Here is an 18,695-nt window from a genome sequence, read left to right as displayed (position 1 = left end):
AAACCGGGCAATTGCCCGGTTTTGTCTTCGATGTCTGCTCAGCCAGCCGAAAAGGTACTCGGATTCGGGCCGATCCGGCCGTCTGCCTTGTCCAGTTTCGTAATCGCATCGTGATCGGTTCCGTTGAGACGGAAATCGAAAATATCGAAATTTTCTTTGATACGGGCGGGCGTAACGGACTTGGGAATGACGATATTGCCCGTTTCGATGTGCCAGCGCAGGATGATTTGTGCGACCGACTTGCCATGCTTTTCCGCGATGGCCTTCAGCGTGGCATCCTCCAGAATTTTACCCTGACCAAGTGGGCTCCACGCTTCCGTCGCGATGTCGTGTTTGCTGTGGAACAGACGCAACTCGTCCTGCTGGAACTGTGGGTGCAGCTCAATCTGATTGAGAACCGGCGTTACGCCGCTTTCCGTGATGATGCGTTCGAGATCGGCTGTACGGAAGTTGGATACACCAATGGATTTGGCTCGACCCTCTTCTTTCAATTTGAGAAAAGCGCGCCATGTTTCCATGAAAAGATCTTTCGATGGCATCGGCCAGTGGATGAGATAGAGATCCACATAATCCGTGCCAAGCTTTTTCAAGCTGGCGTCGAATGCTTTCAGCGTCGATTCATAGCCTTGTTCACCGTTCCACAGTTTCGTGGTGAGGTAAATGTCGCCGCGCTCGATTCCGGAACTCTTGATCGCCTTGCCGACGCCTTCTTCATTGCCGTAAATGGCAGCGGTGTCGATGTGACGATATCCTGCTTTCAACGCTTCGCTGACAGCGGCCACTGCTTCGTCATTACCTACTTGCCAGACACCGTAACCGAGCTGCGGAATGTGATTGCCGTCGTTCAGTTTAACCGTCGGTACGGTCATGATTTATCCTTTCCCTCCGAAGCATTCAGCGCAAAGGTGGATCCTTTGATGCGCATGAATGCTATTGACCTGCATGCCGGTTCTTTCTCCAGCACGAACTGCCATCTGGCAGCCATTTTCATATCTCTTTGGACTTTGCCACTGTCAGCATATGGGTGTTCGGGGGAAAAGGAAAAGCCCTTTCAATCATGTTTCCAAGTCTGCAATCATTCTTTCTGTGCAGAAATTTTGATCTTTTCAGATTTATGAAAACAATACGACCGCCTCCGAGAGAAGGCGGTTGTAAATGGCATAAAAAAGATGGTTCGATTAGCGGACAACCACCTTTGCGCCGACCGGGACACGTTCATAAAGATCGGTGACGTCTTCATTGCGCATGCGAATGCAGCCGGACGACATTGCCTTGCCGATAGTCCAAGGCTGGTTAGTCCCGTGGATACGATAGAGTGTTGAACCGAGATAAAGCGCGCGCGCGCCAAGCGGGTTATTTATCCCCCCTTCCATACGCGCCGGGAGGATACGCCCCTTCTTGCGCTCGCGGGTGATCATTTCCTTCGGCGGTGTCCAGGTTGGCCATTCAGCCTTGCGGCTGATGCGCTGCGAACCCTTCCAGCTGAAACCTTGTTTCCCGACGCCGACGCCATATCGCATCGCTTTACCGCCGGATTGAACGAGATAAAGGAAGCGCTTGCCTGTATCGATGACGATTGTGCCCGGTTTTTCGTTGCCGGAATAGGAAACCGTCTGCGGCAGGTAAGCGGGATCGATCTGGTGCTTTCGTACTGTGGTTGCCGGATTCGCAGCCGGGCGTTGATACGAAACCTGACGATAGCTGGATTTGACTTTCTGCTTCTGTCTGGCGGCAACACGTGGCGCTGGCTGCAAAGATTGCGGTACGGCCCTTATGCGGGCAGGCTGTCCATGCAATTGAGCTACCCATGGCGCGGAAAGATCAGGACTCACACGTACCGGCGGCAGTGTTGCATAGCGGTCATTGGCAAAGGCCATGCCCGTGCTGACGATGGAAACGGCAATCGCCGCAAGCGACCCGATTAAAAGAAGATGCCGTGGTTTCATAATTCAGATCCGTATCTTTGCGCCTGAAAATCTTTGTGACGCAGTTGCCCGTTGCAGCTCCTGACATCTGCTGTCAGGAGAGCGACCCTCATGCTCGTGTGGGGATTGTGTGCCGGAATGGAATCGTAAAGGTAAATTTTGGTCGCGTGTTTTGCCTGACGGCCCTTCCAATTAAAGTTGTGGTTAGTGTCAGGTTGCGCGACATAATTAATTATGGATGAAACTTGAGAGGCGGAACAATGAGCGATGTCGCTGAGGCAAAAACCGGTCTGATCGTCGGCGCCGATGGAATGACGCGTTGCTTCTGGCCGGGTGAGTTACCCGATTATCTTGCTTATCATGACAAGGAATGGGGTGTTCCTGTCTCTGACGATTTCCGGCTTTCGAAAAAATCTGCCTTGAGGGCTTCCAGTCAGGCTTGTCGTGGCTCACGATCTTGCGCAAGCGTGAGAACTTTCGGGCCGCTTTCGATGGCTTCGATTTCCATCGTGTTGCGCAGTACAATCAAGAAGATGTGGCGCGCCTGCTGGCCGATAAGGGTATCGTGCGCCATCGCGGCAAGATCGAATCCACGATCAACAACGCCAAGCGCGCAATTGAGCTGGTTGCCGAAAAGGGTTCACTTGCGGCCTATTTCTGGTCATTCGAACCGGGCGTAAAAGATCGCCCTACCGTGGTGGACTATCCAACTCTTGTTGCCAATCCGAAGACTGAAACATCAATTCGCATCTCCAAAGATTTGAAGAAGCGCGGCTGGTCATTCGTTGGTCCAACGACTGTATATGCTTTCATGCAAGCAATGGGGCTGGTGAACGACCACATCGAAGGTTGTCACTGTCGGACACACATTGAAAAATTGCGACAGAGTTTCAAACGACCCAGCTAGAGCAACGATTGCTAAGCCGCATCATTTCTGCGAGAAACATCCATCTTTGAGTATGGGAGACGATCATGGATTTGGTGTCGTTGTTGGCATTTGCCGGTATTCTGGTTGTGGCGGCGGGTACGCCGGGGCCGAATGTCGGCGCGCTGGTGGCACGCGTCATCAGCCGCGGCCACAAGGGCGTCTTTCCATTCATGTTCGGTCTGTGGCTTGGTGATGCTATCTGGCTTTCACTCGCAGTCTGGGGACTGGCTGCGCTGGCCAACACATTTCACACTGCGTTTCTCATCCTCAAATATGTGGGCGTAGCCTATCTGATCTATCTTTCGTGGAAGATGTGGATCGCACCGGTAGATGAAGTTGCGGATGAAAATGCCATTCCGCGTCAGGGTGAGGCTGGGAAGCTCTTCCTTAGCGCGCTGGCGATTACACTTGGTAATCCGAAAATCATGGTTTTCTACCTCGCCATCCTGCCGACGGTGGTTGATATCACCCATGTTTCGCTGGTTGGTTGGGCTGAATTGCTGGTGGTCATGTTTGCTGTTCTCGCTGCAGTTGATACGGCGTGGGTGGTGCTTGCCGCGCAGGCAAGACGGTTTCTGCGCAGTCCTCGCATGATGCGGATCGCTAACAGAACCAGCGCTGGCATGATGGCAGGCGCGGCCGTCGCCATTGCGACACGCTGAACACGCTTCCTGCACTTGCCGCAACGGACTTGATCGGTTAGGAAACCGGCAACAGAATTGATGCCGGTTCCAATCGGCATGTGTGTATAAATCAGCGATCAGGCAGGAAAAATGGCCGATAAAGCGGACAAGATGAAGGCGCGGTTGCCGCGCGGGTTTGTCGATCGGGTGCCGGATGATTTGCGCGCCGCTGAAAAGATGATGGCGACAATCCGTGAAGTTTACGACCTATATGGCTTCGAGCCGGTGGAAACTCCGCTCGTGGAATATACGGATGCACTCGGCAAGTTTCTGCCGGATCAGGACCGCCCGAACGAAGGCGTGTTCTCGTTTCAGGACGACGATGAACAATGGCTGTCGCTGCGCTACGATCTGACTGCGCCGCTGGCACGTTACGTCGCTGAAAACTACGAGTCGTTGCCAAAGCCTTATCGCAGTTATCGTAATGGTTGGGTGTTCCGCAATGAAAAGCCGGGACCGGGTCGTTTCCGTCAATTCATGCAGTTCGACGCTGACACGGTCGGTGCGCCGAATGTCTCGGCCGATGCCGAAATGTGCATGATGATGGCCGACACGATGGAGCGCCTAGGCATCAGTCGTGGCGATTATGCGATCCGCGTCAATAACCGCAAGGTTCTTGACGGTGTGTTGGATGCTATCGGTCTTGAAGGTGAGGGCAATGCTGTCAAGCGCCTCAATGTACTGCGTGCCATCGACAAGCTCGACAAGTTTGGACCTGAAGGCGTTCGCCTTCTGCTCGGCAAGGGCCGTCTTGATGAAAGCGGCGATTTCACCAAGGGCGCTGAACTTACTGATGATGCAATCGAGAAAGTTTTGGCTTTCACTGCGGCGGGCGGGGCGACAGGCGTCGAAACGATCGCCAATCTCCGTGCAGTTGTGGCTGGCAACGCCAAGGGTGAGGAAGGTGTAACCGAACTTGCCGACATGCAGGTGCTGTTCTCGGCGGGTGGCTACGATGGTCGTGTGAAGATTGACCCGTCCGTTGTGCGTGGTCTTGAATATTATACGGGGCCGGTTTTCGAAGCGGAACTGCAATTCGACGTTACCAATGAAGACGGTCAGAAGGTCGTGTTTGGTTCTGTGGGCGGTGGTGGCCGGTATGATGGTCTCGTGTCACGCTTCCGCGGCGAGCCAGTACCAGCGACGGGCATTTCTATTGGTGTTTCGCGCTTGATGACGGCTTTGAAGAACCTCGGCAAACTTGATGTTTCCGATGTTGTCGGCCCGGTAGTGGTTCTGGTTATGGACAGGGATACAGAAAGCCTTGGCCGCTATCAGAAGATGGTCTCCGACCTGCGCCAGGCCGGTATTCGCGCTGAAATGTATGTCGGCGGGTCCGGCATGAAGGCGCAGATGAAATATGCTGATCGTCGTGAAGCGCCTTGCGTCATCATTCAGGGCTCGCAGGAGCGTGAGGCCGGTGAGGTGCAGATCAAGGATCTGGTCGAGGGCAAGCGCCTTTCTGCGGAGATCGAGGACAATGTAACCTGGCGCGAAAGCCGCCCGGCTCAGATCACGGCCAAGGAAAATGGCCTCATCGATGCCGTCCGTGAAATCCTTGCCAGCCAGGCGCGAGATCGCGCAGAACAGTCGAAGTGACGGAAACCATGGCTGGATCGAGCTCGTCTGGTGTTTTCAATTCTCTTCGTGCGACGCTTGGTGCGCGCGAAGCCGAACTTGTCGAAATTCCGCTGATTCAGCCGGCTGATCCATTTCTGGATATGGCGGGCGAGGATTTACGCCGTCGTATTTTTCTCACTGAAAACGAGAACGGCGATAGTTTGTGCTTGCGGCCGGAATTTACCATTCCCGTCTGCCGCAACCACATCGCCCTGAATGCTGCCACGCCGAAGCGCTATGCCTATCTGGGCGAAGTGTTCCGTCAGCATCGTGACGGTGCGGCTGAATTCCTTCAGGCCGGTATCGAAGACTTGGGTGCTTCCGACGAAGCCGCATCGGATGCGCGCTCGATTGCTGATGCGCTTTCCTGTGTTCGCGCGGCGGCTCCTGAAGCAGAGCTTGAGATTGTTCTGGGAGACCAGTCGGTTTTTGCGGGTATGCTGAAGGCGCTGGGCCTGCCACAAGGTTGGCGCAAGAAGCTTCTGCGTTCTTTCGGCGATGCGAATTCCATGGAACAGGTACTTGCTGAACTGACTGGCGCACAACGGCGTGATCCGTTGCCGGAAACGCTTGCCGGGCTGGTGGCAGAGGGCGATGAATCCGGGCTTGCACGCATGCTGGAAGCGGAAATGCTCGAAGCTGGCATTTCGCCCAGTGCAGGACGTTCGCCGGCCGAGATTGCACGCCGGTTGATCGAGAAGGAAGATCTTGCGGTTACGCGCTTTCCGGCATCCGCGCTTGATCTTCTGAAACAGTTTCTTGAAACGCGCGTCTCGCTTGATTCCGCAGCCGTTACCTTGCGGGCATTTGCTTCGGAACACGCCCTTGATCTTGCTGCAGTCTTGCAGAAGTTTGAGGCGCGCAGTGAAGCTATTGCGAATGCGGGCATCGCCACAAAAGATATTATCTACGATGCCTCCTTCGGGCGTCCGCTCGATTACTATACCGGTCTCGTTTATGAAATCCGGGCTCCGGGTGTTGAAAAGGAAGGCGTTCTCGCTGGCGGCGGTCGCTATGACCGGCTTCTGACCATGCTTGGCGCTTCGGAAAACATTCCCGGCGTCGGCTTTTCCATCTGGCTCGACCGACTGCAAATGCTGGCGGGAGAGAAAAAATGAGTGTGACTCTGGCATTGCCGTCCAAAGGGCGCTTGAAGGAACAGACGCTCGCAGTACTAGACAAGGCAGGTTACAAAGTGATCCTGCCGGATGACTCGCGTAATTACCGGGCTCGTGTTGAGGGCGAAACTGATCTCGACATTCTGTTCCTTTCGGCTTCCGAAATCGCCCGTGAACTGGGATACGGCAGTGTTGATCTGGGCGTTACAGGCGAAGATCTTGTTCGCGAAACATTGGCGCATTCGGAAGAACGCGTGGCCATCGAAGCGGAACTGGGGTTCGGTCATGCTGACGTTGTGGTGGCAGTTCCGGAAGTCTGGCGTGATGTGACCAGTATGGCTGACTTGGACGATGTGGCGGCAGATTTCCGCCAGCGTCATGGTCGCCGTCTGCGCATCGCCACCAAATACTGGCGACTGACACAGCAATTCTTTTCGCAGAAGCATGGTATTCAGGTTTACCGCATCGTTGAAAGCTTGGGGGCTACTGAAGGCGCCCCGGCTGCAGGTTCTGCAGACATGATCGTCGATATTACATCGACGGGTTCAACACTGCGGGCTAACCGCCTAAAGGTTCTGGAAGACGGCGTTATTCTGCGCTCGCAGGCTTGCCTTGTTTCAGCACGCCGCAGTCGCGAGAATGCACGTGTCACAGAAGTTGCGACCCGTATTCGTAAAGGACTGGGCGGGTAGATAACTTCAAGTTTGTCTTTTATGTTGCGAGTTGCCATTTCACAATTGGAACTCGGAACAGTTCAGATGAATAGTGTGCGGAAATTGATTGGACGTTGTACCTGCGAAGCAGGGCGTTTCACAGTGACGGATGAATTCGAATATGCCCTGAACTGCCATTGCTCATTATGTCGTCGTGCCACTGGCAGTGCATTCAAGGCTTTCGGTGGAATAAAAACCCACGCACTCGAAGAGACGAATAGTAAATCGTCGCTCATGCTTGTCGGCAACGAGATCGATCACGATGTGCGATGCGCTTCTTGTGGTTCTTTTCTATATTCCATCGTTCGCGGGGGCGAATATGTTCACGTCAATTATGGCGTGTTGGCTGAGGAGCCAAAGCTGAAGCCGTCTGCTCATATTTTCGTCGGCTCGAAAGCTCCATGGTATGACATTCTGGATGACTTACCTCAATTCGAGGAGAATCCTCCTTTTTAACCATTGGCAGCAAGACGCTGGAAATTAAAAAACCGCGCCATCTGAATAGCGCGGTTTCTTTATGTTGTGTTGGTGATTTCTGATCAGCCGCGCTTGGCGTCAATCGAAAGCGAACCTGCACCATGCAGGGCGAGGATAAAGAGACCACCCGCAATTGCGAGGTTTTTCTGCGCCATCATGGCGTTCATGCCTTGCGAGAAGTCCATGTGGGCAACAAGCGTCGCGCCGATGGTGAACAGACCGACAATGGCTGCCGCGATGCGGGTCTGAAAGCCGACGAGAATTGCGAGGCCGCCGACAAATTCCACCAGACCGACAATGACAGCCGTAACGGTTGGAACCGGAAGGCCGAGACCAGCGAAGTAACCTGCAGTGCCCGAGATGGCGGTCAGCTTGCCGTAGCCGGCAAGAATGAAGAGGATCGAAAGAAAGATGCGGGCGATGAGCGTTACAGCGCCATTGGACTGTGGAGTGATAGAGGACATGCGGGGCTATCTCCTGTTGAACTGAGGCATCAATTAACGACTGCAGACTGTCAAGGAAAGCCGTCTAATCCTCGACAGTTTGTTTACAGTATGAATACCAATTCACTCTGGTGCAATCATTCTCTCTGCCCGCACCAGCCGCTCATAGTCTTCTGCCGACACCAATCCGCTCGCCAATGCTTCTTCACGTAAGGTCGTTCCATTCTTGTGCGCAGTCTTGGCGATCTTGGCTGCATTGTCATAACCGATCGCCGGAGCCAGCGCGGTCACAAGCATCAGCGAGCGGTCCAGCAGTTCCTTGATACGGTTCAGGTTCGGTTCGATTCCCTCCACACAATGATCGGCAAACGACACCATGGCATCACTGAGAATGCGGATCGATTGCAGGACATTATATGCGATTACCGGTTTGAACACGTTAAGCTCGAAGTGACCCTGGCTTGCGGCGACCGTAATTGTGGTCTGGTTGCCAAACACCTGTGTTGTGACCATAGTCAAAGCTTCTGCCTGGGTCGGATTGACCTTGCCCGGCATGATTGAGGAGCCGGGTTCGTTTTCCGGCAGTGACAGTTCACCAAGCCCGGAACGCGGACCCGAACCGAGGAAACGAATGTCATTCGCGATCTTGAAAAGATCCGCCGCCAAAGCATTCAGGCTGCCATGGAAATTGAGGATAGCGCCGTGGCTGGCAAGAGCCTCAAATTTGTTGGGCGCAGTCTTGAAAGGGAGGCCGGTAATTTCGCTCACGGCTTCAGCAAAGCCCGTGTCGAAACCGATTGGCGCGTTCAGGCCCGTGCCGACTGCAGTCCCGCCTTGTGCGAGCAGAAAGACGTCTGCGAGCGATTGCTCGATGCGATGGCGCGCATATTCTAACGCGGCGCGATACCCGGAGAATTCCTGTCCCAGTGTAACCGGCGTTGCATCCTGCGTATGGGTACGACCGATCTTGATGATATCCTTGAAGGACTCTTCCTTGGCCTGGAGCGCCTTGGTCAGATGTTCAACCGCCGGATAAAGCCGATTGACGGCCTCGACTGCCGTGGCAACATGGATTGCCGTTGGGAAGCTATCATTGGACGACTGGCTCATATTCACGTGGTCATTGGGATGGACCGGCTTCTTGGACCCCATTTCACCACCGAGAAGTTCGATAGCCCGGTTTGAAATGACCTCGTTGGCATTCATGTTCGATTGCGTTCCCGAACCAGTCTGCCAGACGACCAGCGGGAAGTGCTCGTCGAGCTTACCCTCGATGACTTCGGACGCCGCCACTGCAATTACCTGGCCGAGAACCGGATCGAGTTTGCCAAGCGCAATATTGGTTTCCGCTGCCGCGCGCTTGACGACACCCAGTGCGTGGACCAACGGAAGCGGCATGCGCTCCCCGCCGATCTTGAAGTTTTGCAACGAGCGTTGCGTCTGAGCGCCCCAGTAGCGGTCTGCAGGAACATCAATCGGTCCGAACGTATCTGTTTCGGTACGCGTAGCGGTCATTTCAGGTCTCCGGGTAATTGGACTCGAAACCGAGCCATCCAAAGCAAATATAGCACCGCCAAGCACCTGGCGGGCTAATGTTTCTTCGTGAAACTTTTATAACGCAATCATTTGATAAAACATGACTATAAAAGTCAATTTTTGTTGACCTGGACCTCCACGGTCAAGCGTCGTCCTCTTCGTCACCGTTATCCGTTTCGGAAATCCAGGCGGTCGGTTCGATCTTGCGCTGGGTTTTGCTATCGGTGAACGTCCACCAGCCAGTATCTGTCTCATCCCACTGACCGCCACCGGCCTGCAATTGGGCTAGCGTTCGATACTGTGCAATTGACTCATTGCGCTGGTCATCTTCATCGGTCCAGACGACTGTAATCTTACGGCCGTCTTTCGGAGCTGTGGCGATAGGAAGTTCTTTACGCATATGATCATCCATTACATTGTGACTGCGGATAATCATAGGGCATACAATGCTAGCGGCAAGCCGGAACTCTAACGTTCCGGCTTGCCGTCTTATTCAGATGGCACGCGCCGACTTAAGTGCCTTGCCCCACCAAACCAACTGATCCAGCATGTTTTTGGCTGCTTCTGCCAGATGAGGGAAGTCGTCCAGCTTATTCTCGCCTTTGACGACGGCGAGATAATCAGGGAAAAGTATATGAACGCCGGTCTTGACGGACATAGAAGACATTTCGACTGCAATCATCCGCAGTTGTTCGACAGCGCGAGCACCACCGACGCCACCATAGCCGACAAATCCCATTGGCTTCTGAATCCAGTCACCATAGTCGATGGCGTTTTTTAGAACAGCAGTAGGAGCGTGATTGTATTCAGCCGCAGTCAGGATATAGGCATCGAATTCGCGCAGCTTGTTTTTCCATTTGTCAGCAGTTTCTGCTTGTGCGGTCGTGGTGGAAGTGTCGCCATAGAAGCCCATCGGATAATCGGCGACATCGAGAATTTCCACGTCCAGTTCCGGGCGTTCTGCTACGAGTTTCGCAATCCACTGAGCAGGGACTGGAGCAAAACGCTGTTCACGTGTACTGCCGACGATGACGGCGACTTTGAGCTTAGACATAGATAGCACCTTTATTTAGAGTGGTAACCGTTAGAAACTGACGCTATATAAGTGACTTACCTAGCGCACAAGGAGGCACTTTTATGAAACCCGGTGACTTCAAGGAAACCAGTGCATGCAGGACCGTTGCGGATATTCTGTCTCGCGTGGGCGATAAATGGACGGTGCTTGTGGTGAGCTATCTCGGTAATCATCCAATGCGTTTCAACGAGTTGCGTCGAAGCGTAGATGGTATTTCTCAGAAAATGCTGACGACGACGTTACGCAATCTGGAGCGAGATGGTTTCGTCACGCGTACGATCTTTCCGACAATTCCGCCCAAGGTCGAATATGAACTGACTGAAATGGGGAGCGATCTCTTGCGGCCTGTGCGCGCATTGGGTGAGTGGGCGATAGCCAATGAAGCAAAGGTAATGATGGCTCGCGCGCGTTATGACGCCTCGATATCAGGAAAGGCGCAGATTGACGCCGCAGAATAGAAGCTGAGTTTTTGGAAGTGCAAGTGGAAAGACAGGCCGAAGCCTGCCTTTCCTGTTGCCTGAGACAGGACTTCCAAAGTGCGGGGGCAAACAGGAAGTCCATCTCTGTGTCATTCGGGATTGACCATGATTGGTGGTTATGAGTCAATCAGAAGTTTCTAAAATAAAGACTTCGGTGCAGCAAAGCGCGAGCAGAGTAAATTTTTTCATAAATCACAAACGGTTATGCAACGTAAAAAGAAAGGCGGCCCAAGGCCACCTTTCTCGCATTTTCATCAAAGTAAGCTTGACGGACTTCTTGGAAGTCCATGCCGCTACCCGCACCGCTTTGCGGTGCGAGCTTATTACCTGATGGGCGTGCTTTATAGACTTCTTAGAAGTCCATGCCGCCCATGCCGCCCATGCCGCCAGGCATGCCAGCCGGAGCTGCATCCTTCTTCGGCAGTTCAGCGATCATGGCTTCCGTCGTGATCAGGAGGCCGGCAACCGATGCAGCATTCTGCAGGGCGGTACGGACAACCTTAACCGGATCGACAACGCCAGCCTTGATCAGGTCGCCGAATTCACCATTGGCAGTGTTGTAGCCGTAGGTTTCAGAAGCATTCTCAAGAATCTTGCCAACGATAACCGAAGCTTCTTCACCGGCATTGGTCGTGATCTGACGAGCTGGAGCCTGCAGAGCGCGACGAACGATGTTGATACCAGCTTCCTGGTCGGCGTTGATGCCCTTGGCGGAGATCTTGGCCGAAGCGCGGAGGAGGGCGGTGCCGCCACCAGCAACGATGCCTTCTTCAACCGCAGCGCGGGTTGCGTTCAGGGCGTCGTCAACGCGGTCCTTCTTTTCCTTCACTTCAACTTCCGTTGCACCGCCGACGCGGATCACGGCAACGCCACCAGCAAGCTTGGCAAGACGTTCCTGAAGTTTTTCACGGTCGTAGTCCGAAGAGGTTTCTTCGATCTGCTGTTTGATCTGGCTAACGCGAGCGTCGATTTCAGCCTTCTGGCCTGCACCGTCAACGATCGTGGTGTTTTCCTTCGAGATCGAAACCTTCTTTGCACGGCCGAGCATGTCGAGCGTAACGGTTTCGAGCTTGATGCCGAGGTCTTCGGAGATAACCTGACCGCCGGTGAGGATCGCGATGTCTTCGAGCATGGCTTTGCGGCGATCGCCGAAGCCAGGAGCCTTGACAGCAGCGATCTTCAGGCCGCCGCGCAGCTTGTTGACGACGAGCGTTGCAAGAGCTTCGCCTTCGACGTCTTCAGCGATGATGACGAGCGGCTTGGAGGTCTGAACGACAGCTTCCAGAACCGGCAGAAGAGCCTGGAGGTTCGAGAGCTTCTTTTCGTGCAGAAGGATGTAGGCGTCTTCGAGGTCAGCAACCATCTTTTCAGGGTTGGTGACGAAGTAAGGCGACAGGTAGCCGCGGTCGAACTGCATGCCTTCGACGACTTCGAGTTCGGTTTCAGCGGTCTTGGCTTCTTCAACCGTGATCACGCCTTCATTGCCGACCTTCTGCATCGCATCAGCAATCATCTTGCCAATTTCGGCTTCGCCGTTAGCGGAGATGGTGCCAACCTGAGCAACTTCTTCCGACGTGTTGATCTTCTTGGCCTTGCCGAGAAGTTCAGCAACAACTTCGGTTACTGCGAGGTCGATACCGCGCTTCAGGTCCATCGGGTTCATGCCGGCGGCAACAGCCTTTGCGCCTTCCTGAACGATTGCCTGACCGAGAACGGTAGCGGTCGTCGTGCCGTCACCGGCAGTGTCGTTGGTCTTCGAAGCCACTTCGCGCAGCATCTGTGCGCCCATGTTTTCGAACTTGTCTTCCAGTTCGATTTCCTTGGCGACCGATACGCCGTCCTTGGTGATGCGCGGAGCGCCAAAGGACTTGTCGATGACAACGTTACGACCCTTCGGGCCGAGCGTTACCTTTACAGCGTCAGCAAGGATATCGACGCCGCGCAGCATCTTTTCGCGCGCAGAGCGACCGAATTTTACGTCTTTTGCAGCCATTTTACTCTCCTGGGAATTGTCCCGGTCAGATTATGGTGAATTGGTTTGTGGTATATGATCGACCCGTATGTAGGCCATATTAGCCGACGATACCGAGTCGGAGGCGTTAGCCGACAATACCCAAAATGTCGGATTCCTTCATGATCAGCAGGTCTTCGCCGCCGATCTTGACTTCGGTTCCCGACCACTTGCCGAACAGAACCTTGTCGCCAGCCTTGACTTCCAGAGCGATCAGCTTGCCAGCTTCGTCACGAGCGCCTGCGCCAACAGCGACGATTTCGCCTTCCTGCGGCTTTTCCTTGGCGGTGTCAGGGATGATGATGCCGCCAGCGGTCTTGGCTTCCGATTCAACGCGACGAACGACGACGCGGTCATGAAGCGGGCGGAACTTGATATCAGCCATGGTATAACCCTTGGTGTTATAGACGTTGAACCCTGTTAACGGATCGAGCCGATCCGCGCTTGTTAGCACTCATCATGCGAGAGTGCTAACGTGGCTCTGAGATAGAAGCCGGACCTTATCTTGTCAAGGTTGCCTGAGAAATTTGACAGATGAATGATGGTTAATTTGCACCATCCTTAACGCGGAGCGGCCACGGGTTGACTATGTCCGATCCGGCATATGGTGATGTCGTTGGCAATATCAATCCACAATGCGCAAATTGGAGAGTTCGTCGCCGATCTGCCTGAATGTTTCGCTTAGTTCACCGCCGGTTGAGTTCCAGAAAAGCTTGGCTGGTCTGCCGCTCTCCATGCGAACGCGCGAGTTTGAAGAGCAGGATCTCAACAGATCTATTTGTGCTTTCTCGGTGCTGTTCGTCTCGCTGAGATCCAATGCGACTGTCATAACGATGATATTGGCTGACTTGGCGTTGTCGCAGAGCTTTGCAAAACGCGCATTCATAGCCTTCGTATATGTACTGTTATTTTGCGAAACCGAAACGCCGCTTTCCTGAAATAAACGGGCCTGGCTGTAGTGTTTGGTTATGCGAGCAGTGTAGCCGTGCGCTGAATAGTAGGAAAAGTTTGCAGCTCTGTCGGGACCCGAGCCAGCCAGTCCGTCATATTTATAATAGGTGTTGGCGCCGTCGGTCAGCACGATCACAACTTTATCATTGCCGCGTTCGGTCGAAGGCCGGGCTTCTGTAAACGGTGCTCCTCGGACGATCGTTCGCCAGCCCCAGGCCATAGCCTCGGGAACATTCGTACCGCCGCTTGGTACCATCGCCTTGATTGCGGTTTGAATTGTTTTCATCCCCTGTTCGGTAGTGACGTCCGTCAATGGGGTGAGAGGTGATGATGTGCAGCTATAGTTGGGGCCGCCGCCATTCGATCTACCGCCTCGGTAAATCTTGTCGAGGGAATCGCGCAGATAGTATTTCTTGAGGTCGCTTTGCCGGGGCGAGTAAGCCAAGGATGTGTCGTCTTGCCACCAGCTGTTCAAAACGGTGGAAGTGACGTTTCCCCTGCTATCGGTATTGTAATACTCAGCCGGGCCGAACATGGGGACAAATAATGTGTCTGGGTTGTTGTCAGAAGGAGGCGTTACATCCAGCGCATAGGTGCCCGGACGAGATTCGACACAACCCTGCCAAGGGAGCCAAGTCTCTTTCGATCGCAGGGAAAGGTCGGCATAAAGTTCTGCACGCGAATAAGGTTTGTTATTGCGTTCCCCCCAGCCGGTTCCGGATTTGTAATATCGCCCGCTGCCTACCGGCTTTTCTTCTATCTTGCGTGTACTGTCGATGGTGACAGGCAGCGTAAAGTTTTCGAGATTGACGGGAGACCTGCCTTCCGGATCCATCCAGGCTGCGTTCAAATATTGCGGGCCGACATTTACTGAACCAGCAAAGGGAACGAGTGAAAATTGCACAGGGTTTTCAACGTGGGTTATGAGCGTGGATTGCGCGGCCAATGTCTCCACGAGCTGTGAGGCGGCTTCTTTCAGAAGGTCGATGCGCTTTTTTGTCGACCCGCTTCTGGTTTCATCCATGGAGCCGGAATTGTCGAGAACGAGAGCGACTTCAATCGTGTTCTTAAGCCTGACCGAAGAGCTGAGCGTATATTGGTTTTGATCCCAATCATCTCCTGTAAGGCGAGAAGCAATGACACCAAACAGGGACTTATAAGTGAATCCAGCGGTCGCCTGTATCTGTTGATCAGTTGTTTTATCTTTGGGAAAAGCGACGTCGAAATTGACCGCATCTGCGCTCAGTGCGGTAAGGTTAGCGGTAAAAACTTGCGCACCATATACCTGCACGACAGTTTGACTTTCGCCAGTGGAAAATCTCCTACCCACAGCAAGTGCCGCAGCATCGAGCGAAGCCTGCACATTGTTGCGCACGCGCATGAGATTGGCGGAGTCGACTGCAACCATGCCGGCAAGCAACAGGGGCACCAGCACCAAAGCCATTATCATCGCAAAATTACCGCGCTCGTCTTTGGCAAAGCGCAGGCTCATGGGTTGAGTCAATTGACGAAAACCACGCAGCGCAAGCCTGCTGGTTTGAGTGATCCAGTTTTTCAATGTAGCCCCCGCCGACGGTTGTGTCTGCGACACATGAAATGAAAGGTTGTATCCGCTCCTACCAGCATCCTTCTAACAGTCAGTCACGAAGCACGGTAAATGATCGGTGAAATCACCTATGGGATAATTGGACGCGCTTTGCCGGTCGGATATCCAGGCCAAAGACCGTGACAGATGTGATTGGCTGCGTTAGATGGAGCGCTGGCTGCCTTCTCGGCAGTCTTAAAGACACCCTATAGCGGTTCTCGCCTTACCGATGGATTATCAAGAGGAAACCATGAAGCAGCTCGAACGCCTCGACGATCTGACCGACCAGTACGATGTGCTCTTCTGTGATGTATGGGGCGTGGTGCATAACGGTGAAGCCACGTATCCGGCTGCAATCGAGGCGCTAAAGCGCGCGCGCGCCGAGGGTGTTACGGTCATTCTGGTGACGAATTCTCCAAGGCCTCATCCTGATGTCGAAAAGCAGATGTTGGGTCTTGGCGTTCCCGCCGATGCCTATGATCGTGTGGTCACGTCCGGCGATGTAACCCGTGATCTGATCGCCGAAGGTCCGCGCAAGGTGTTTCACATCGGCTGTGAGCGCGAGTTGACCATCTATGACGGTCTCGATGTTGAATTGGTCGAAGAATTCGAAGCTTCGGGGGTCGTCTGCACCGGACTTTATGATGATGAAAGTGAAACACCGGACGATTATAAGGAATTGCTGGTCCGGCTGCGTTCGCGCAATCTTCCGTTCATCTGTGCCAATCCGGACATTATGGTTGAGCGCGGTACGCGGCTGATCTGGTGCGCAGGTGCCCTTGCACGCGAATATGGCCAGCTCGGCGGACGCACCCTTATAGCAGGAAAGCCGCATCGCCCGATTTACGAGGCAGCACTGAGGTTCGCTGAAGAGATCCGCGGTGAGACAGTCGAGAAAAGCCGGATTCTCGGTATCGGAGACGGTGTCTTGACCGATGTGAAGGGAGCTGCCGATTTCGGACTGGATGTGCTCTACATTTCCGGCGGAGTTCATGCTGCGGACTATACGACCGATGGTACTGTTGACATCGCCCGAATGGAAGCGTTTCTCCAGAAGCATGGCAATCGTCCGGTTGCTGCGCTTAATGCTCTTGTTTGAGGGCGAGCAATCTCGTTACGACCAACGAAGTTCGGATCACAATGACCCCATCCAGCTTTCAGCGCCTTTCTGGAACGGATTCTTTGCCGGAACGCCTGCAGAATTGTGTCGTGGCAATCGGTAATTTCGATGGTGTCCATCGCGGCCATCAGGCTGTGCTGGAGCGCGCGCTGGAGATTGCTGAAAAAAGCGGTCTGCCAGCAGTAGTCCTGACTTTTGAACCGCACCCGCGTAGCTTCTTCAAGCCAGATGCGCCGATCGATCGTTTGACCGCAGCAGCAAAGAAGGCTGAGATTCTGCGTCTGATGGGTTTTGATGCGGTCGTCGAGCAACCATTTACCGGTGAGTTCTCGTCTCGCTCTGCGGAGGACTTCGTTGAACACATTCTGGTCGAAAGATTGCACGCAAGCTGTGTCGTCACCGGTTATGATTTTCATTTCGGCAAGGGCCGGCGCGGAACACCGGAATTTCTTCAGAAAGCTGGAGAAAAAGCCGGTTTCACGGTTACACTTGTCGATGCCTTTTCAGACGAAGGCGATAACCTCGTCTCGTCGACCCGCATAAGAAATCTGCTTTGCGAAGGGGACGTCGTTCAAGCAGCGGGACTTCTTGGTTATCGCTATATGGCGTGCGGTGAAGTTATTCACGGCAAGAAGCTCGGACGTACGCTTGGATTTCCGACCGCGAACATGCAAATCGACGCGCAGGCGGGCTTGAAGCACGGAATCTATGCTGTCAGGTTCCGGCGCGAGAACGGTGACCTTTATGACGGGGTTGCAAGTTTCGGTCGTCGGCCAACCGTCGACAGTGACGGTACGCCTCTTCTTGAAACATTTCTTTTTGATTTTTCGGGCAACCTTTATGGCGAGATCGCTTGTGTATCTTTCTTCGGCTTTCTGCGCGGGGAAATCAAGTTTGATGGCCTTGATCCGCTTATCGATCAGATGAAGCGCGATGACGCAGAGGCACGAGCCCTGCTTGCAAGTGCGAAGCCACTGTCAGAACTGGATCGCTTGCTTTCTTTTGAGTGAGGCGAAGTCTTGGTTTCGTTTTCCACTTAAGATTTAAATCAAATTTTACTTATTCTCGACAAAAATGTGATAAATGCCTCAAAACTTGTTGGGGCGCTTTTTGTTGGAGTTTAATGTGGCACGTATTGTTCCTCTGGCGCTCGTTGCAGGTGCCGCATTCCTAACGAGTAGTTCGCTCGCTTTCTCCGCCGATGTACAGCAAACCGATATTTATGCGGCGGAAACCGTTCAGCCCGCTCGCAAGCATTTCTGGTCCGGCGATTGGTATCTAAAGGTCGGCGCGGCAGGTCTCGTCGCTCCAAAGTTCGAAGGCTCGAACAAATATCGCTTTTCTGCCCAGCCGTTGATCTCGCTTGGCCGACAGGGGCAGGCGACGCGCTTCTCATCGCGAAATGACAATGTGTCCTTCGCGTTGATCGACAATGACCGCTTCCGTGTGGGTCTCGCTGGCAAACTTCTTTTTGAGCGGGATGACGACATTCATGGCCTGAAAGACACAAAGTTTGGCGGTGAAGCGGGCGCTTTTGTCGACGTCTACCCCACCGACTGGATGCGTGTGCGTGGCGAAGTGCGTCACGGTATCCGTGCGCATAATGGCGTCGTAGCCGATATTGCTGCCGATGCATTCTATGATGTTACGCCGACTGTTCGTGTGTCGGGTGGTCCGCGTGCGACTTTCGCCTCAAAGGATTACTTCAAAACCTATTTCGGTGTCGATGCCGAGGAAGCGGTTGCGTCGGGACTTTCAGAATATAGTCCGGGCGGTGGCTTCAAGTCAGCTGGTGTTGGTGGCGCAATTACCTGGAAGGCAACCGACAAGATCGATACGAGCCTGTTTGGTGAGTACAGTCGTCTGCAAGGTTCGGCAAAGGATTCAAGCATCGTGAAGGAACGCGGCTCCCCGGACCAGTTCATGGTCGGCGTTTCTGCGACTTACCGTTTCGATTTCTCGCTGGACTGACCTCAACGGTATCAATGTGAACACTTTCAGGGGGCAGGGATGCAGTTTTATTGCGTCTTT

Annotated in this window: 18 protein-coding genes and 1 pseudogene; 10 read left to right on the top strand and 9 right to left on the bottom strand. The window is 53.8% G+C overall.

All coding sequences use genetic code 11. The annotated features are described in order from the left end of the window. Positions 1-38: 38 nt before the first annotated feature. Both LJ361_RS08490 and LJ361_RS08485 read right to left on the bottom strand, forming a co-directional pair. Positions 39-869 carry an aldo/keto reductase gene (locus LJ361_RS08490; protein WP_010660978.1) on the bottom strand — a complete coding sequence of 277 codons (831 nt, stop codon included), beginning with the start codon at positions 867-869 and terminating at the stop codon, positions 39-41. A 309-nt stretch (positions 870-1,178) separates the two neighbouring features. Beyond that, positions 1,179-1,946, bottom strand: coding sequence for a L,D-transpeptidase (locus tag LJ361_RS08485; protein ID WP_036581538.1), 768 nt, complete (start codon positions 1,944-1,946; stop codon positions 1,179-1,181). Between the two features lie 239 nt (positions 1,947-2,185). Here LJ361_RS08485 and LJ361_RS08480 point away from each other — a divergent pair. From LJ361_RS08480 to LJ361_RS08455, 6 genes and pseudogenes are all read left to right on the top strand, one after another. Beyond that, positions 2,186-2,832, top strand: a pseudogene (locus tag LJ361_RS08480) (DNA-3-methyladenine glycosylase I). A gap of 65 nt (positions 2,833-2,897) precedes the next feature. After that, on the top strand, positions 2,898-3,515 hold the full coding sequence (locus tag LJ361_RS08475; RefSeq protein ID WP_011982737.1) for a LysE family translocator: 618 nt from the start codon (positions 2,898-2,900) through the stop codon (positions 3,513-3,515). A gap of 111 nt (positions 3,516-3,626) precedes the next feature. Then, positions 3,627-5,135, top strand: coding sequence for a histidine--tRNA ligase (gene hisS / locus LJ361_RS08470; RefSeq protein WP_036581527.1), 1,509 nt, complete (start codon positions 3,627-3,629; stop codon positions 5,133-5,135). 8 nt (positions 5,136-5,143) lie between these two features. Next, positions 5,144-6,274, top strand: a complete 1,131-nt coding sequence (locus tag LJ361_RS08465; protein WP_036581524.1) for an ATP phosphoribosyltransferase regulatory subunit — start codon at positions 5,144-5,146, stop codon at positions 6,272-6,274. Beyond that, positions 6,271-6,966, top strand: a complete 696-nt coding sequence (gene hisG, locus LJ361_RS08460) for an ATP phosphoribosyltransferase (RefSeq protein WP_010660984.1) — start codon at positions 6,271-6,273, stop codon at positions 6,964-6,966. Before LJ361_RS08465 ends, hisG begins: the two co-directional genes overlap by 4 nt. Before the next feature lie 123 nt (positions 6,967-7,089). Beyond that, positions 7,090-7,443 carry a GFA family protein gene (locus LJ361_RS08455; protein WP_308669810.1) on the top strand — a complete coding sequence of 118 codons (354 nt, stop codon included), beginning with the start codon at positions 7,090-7,092 and terminating at the stop codon, positions 7,441-7,443. An 83-nt stretch (positions 7,444-7,526) separates the two neighbouring features. Here the strand turns inward: LJ361_RS08455 and LJ361_RS08450 are convergent, their stop codons facing one another. The 4 genes from LJ361_RS08450 to LJ361_RS08435 form a co-directional block, all read right to left on the bottom strand. Next, complete coding sequence (locus tag LJ361_RS08450) at positions 7,527-7,928, bottom strand: DoxX family protein (protein WP_010660986.1); 402 nt, start codon at positions 7,926-7,928, stop codon at positions 7,527-7,529. A 102-nt stretch (positions 7,929-8,030) separates the two neighbouring features. Then, positions 8,031-9,422, bottom strand: coding sequence for a class II fumarate hydratase (fumC, locus tag LJ361_RS08445; RefSeq protein ID WP_010660987.1), 1,392 nt, complete (start codon positions 9,420-9,422; stop codon positions 8,031-8,033). A 163-nt stretch (positions 9,423-9,585) separates the two neighbouring features. Then, positions 9,586-9,843, bottom strand: coding sequence for a hypothetical protein (locus tag LJ361_RS08440; protein WP_010660988.1), 258 nt, complete (start codon positions 9,841-9,843; stop codon positions 9,586-9,588). Positions 9,844-9,936: 93 nt separating this feature from the next. Further along, the gene (locus LJ361_RS08435) at positions 9,937-10,497 is read right to left on the bottom strand and encodes an NADPH-dependent FMN reductase (protein ID WP_151606955.1); all 561 of its coding nucleotides are present in this window, start codon (positions 10,495-10,497) and stop codon (positions 9,937-9,939) included. 83 nt (positions 10,498-10,580) lie between these two features. On the opposite strand from LJ361_RS08435, the gene LJ361_RS08430 reads away from it, so the two are divergent. Beyond that, the gene (locus LJ361_RS08430) at positions 10,581-10,976 is read left to right on the top strand and encodes a winged helix-turn-helix transcriptional regulator (RefSeq protein WP_010660990.1); all 396 of its coding nucleotides are present in this window, start codon (positions 10,581-10,583) and stop codon (positions 10,974-10,976) included. A gap of 373 nt (positions 10,977-11,349) precedes the next feature. On the opposite strand, the gene groL is transcribed toward LJ361_RS08430, so the two are convergent. The 3 genes from groL to LJ361_RS08415 all read right to left on the bottom strand — a co-directional run bounded on the left by groL (position 11,350) and on the right by LJ361_RS08415 (position 15,517). Beyond that, positions 11,350-12,990 (bottom strand): chaperonin GroEL, encoded by a 1,641-nt coding sequence (gene groL, locus LJ361_RS08425; RefSeq protein WP_010660991.1) that lies wholly within the window; start codon positions 12,988-12,990, stop codon positions 11,350-11,352. Between the two features lie 106 nt (positions 12,991-13,096). Then, positions 13,097-13,393, bottom strand: coding sequence for a co-chaperone GroES (gene groES, locus LJ361_RS08420; protein WP_006472506.1), 297 nt, complete (start codon positions 13,391-13,393; stop codon positions 13,097-13,099). Between the two features lie 240 nt (positions 13,394-13,633). After that, complete coding sequence (locus LJ361_RS08415; RefSeq protein ID WP_264813320.1) at positions 13,634-15,517, bottom strand: pilus assembly protein; 1,884 nt, start codon at positions 15,515-15,517, stop codon at positions 13,634-13,636. Between the two features lie 277 nt (positions 15,518-15,794). Between LJ361_RS08415 and LJ361_RS08410 the strand changes: the two genes are divergently transcribed. From LJ361_RS08410 to LJ361_RS08400, 3 genes are all read left to right on the top strand, one after another. Continuing rightward, entirely contained in the window at positions 15,795-16,643 is an 849-nt protein-coding gene (locus LJ361_RS08410; RefSeq protein ID WP_264813319.1) for a TIGR01459 family HAD-type hydrolase, read from the top strand. A 41-nt stretch (positions 16,644-16,684) separates the two neighbouring features. After that, positions 16,685-17,674: a bifunctional riboflavin kinase/FAD synthetase gene (locus tag LJ361_RS08405; protein ID WP_036578613.1), complete on the top strand. Its 990-nt coding sequence runs from the start codon at positions 16,685-16,687 to the stop codon at positions 17,672-17,674. Positions 17,675-17,747: 73 nt separating this feature from the next. Next, the gene (locus tag LJ361_RS08400) at positions 17,748-18,635 is read left to right on the top strand and encodes a MipA/OmpV family protein (protein ID WP_185757985.1); all 888 of its coding nucleotides are present in this window, start codon (positions 17,748-17,750) and stop codon (positions 18,633-18,635) included. Positions 18,636-18,695 lie beyond the last annotated feature (60 nt).

Source organism: Brucella sp. JSBI001 (genome assembly GCF_026014005.1).
Taxonomy (GTDB): Bacteria; Pseudomonadota; Alphaproteobacteria; order Rhizobiales; family Rhizobiaceae; genus Brucella; species Brucella anthropi.
This window is presented reverse-complemented; position numbering and strand designations above follow the sequence as displayed.

Excerpts from the sequence above, each read along its gene's own strand:
- LJ361_RS08490 (WP_010660978.1), bottom strand. The coding sequence starts at position 869 with ATGACCGTACCGACGGTTAAACTGAACGACGGCAATCACATTCCGCAG.
- LJ361_RS08435 (WP_151606955.1), bottom strand. The coding sequence starts at position 10,497 with ATGTCTAAGCTCAAAGTCGCCGTCATCGTCGGCAGTACACGTGAACAG.
- groL (WP_010660991.1), bottom strand. The coding sequence starts at position 12,990 with ATGGCTGCAAAAGACGTAAAATTCGGTCGCTCTGCGCGCGAAAAGATG.
- LJ361_RS08485 (WP_036581538.1), bottom strand. The coding sequence starts at position 1,946 with ATGAAACCACGGCATCTTCTTTTAATCGGGTCGCTTGCGGCGATTGCC.
- LJ361_RS08450 (WP_010660986.1), bottom strand. The coding sequence starts at position 7,928 with ATGTCCTCTATCACTCCACAGTCCAATGGCGCTGTAACGCTCATCGCC.
- LJ361_RS08405 (WP_036578613.1), top strand. The coding sequence starts at position 16,685 with ATGACCCCATCCAGCTTTCAGCGCCTTTCTGGAACGGATTCTTTGCCG.
- LJ361_RS08465 (WP_036581524.1), top strand. The coding sequence starts at position 5,144 with ATGGCTGGATCGAGCTCGTCTGGTGTTTTCAATTCTCTTCGTGCGACG.
- hisS (WP_036581527.1), top strand. The coding sequence starts at position 3,627 with ATGGCCGATAAAGCGGACAAGATGAAGGCGCGGTTGCCGCGCGGGTTT.
- hisG (WP_010660984.1), top strand. The coding sequence starts at position 6,271 with ATGAGTGTGACTCTGGCATTGCCGTCCAAAGGGCGCTTGAAGGAACAG.
- LJ361_RS08410 (WP_264813319.1), top strand. The coding sequence starts at position 15,795 with ATGAAGCAGCTCGAACGCCTCGACGATCTGACCGACCAGTACGATGTG.
- fumC (WP_010660987.1), bottom strand. The coding sequence starts at position 9,422 with ATGACCGCTACGCGTACCGAAACAGATACGTTCGGACCGATTGATGTT.
- LJ361_RS08400 (WP_185757985.1), top strand. The coding sequence starts at position 17,748 with ATGCCTCAAAACTTGTTGGGGCGCTTTTTGTTGGAGTTTAATGTGGCA.
- LJ361_RS08475 (WP_011982737.1), top strand. The coding sequence starts at position 2,898 with ATGGATTTGGTGTCGTTGTTGGCATTTGCCGGTATTCTGGTTGTGGCG.
- groES (WP_006472506.1), bottom strand. The coding sequence starts at position 13,393 with ATGGCTGATATCAAGTTCCGCCCGCTTCATGACCGCGTCGTCGTTCGT.
- LJ361_RS08430 (WP_010660990.1), top strand. The coding sequence starts at position 10,581 with ATGAAACCCGGTGACTTCAAGGAAACCAGTGCATGCAGGACCGTTGCG.
- LJ361_RS08440 (WP_010660988.1), bottom strand. The coding sequence starts at position 9,843 with ATGCGTAAAGAACTTCCTATCGCCACAGCTCCGAAAGACGGCCGTAAG.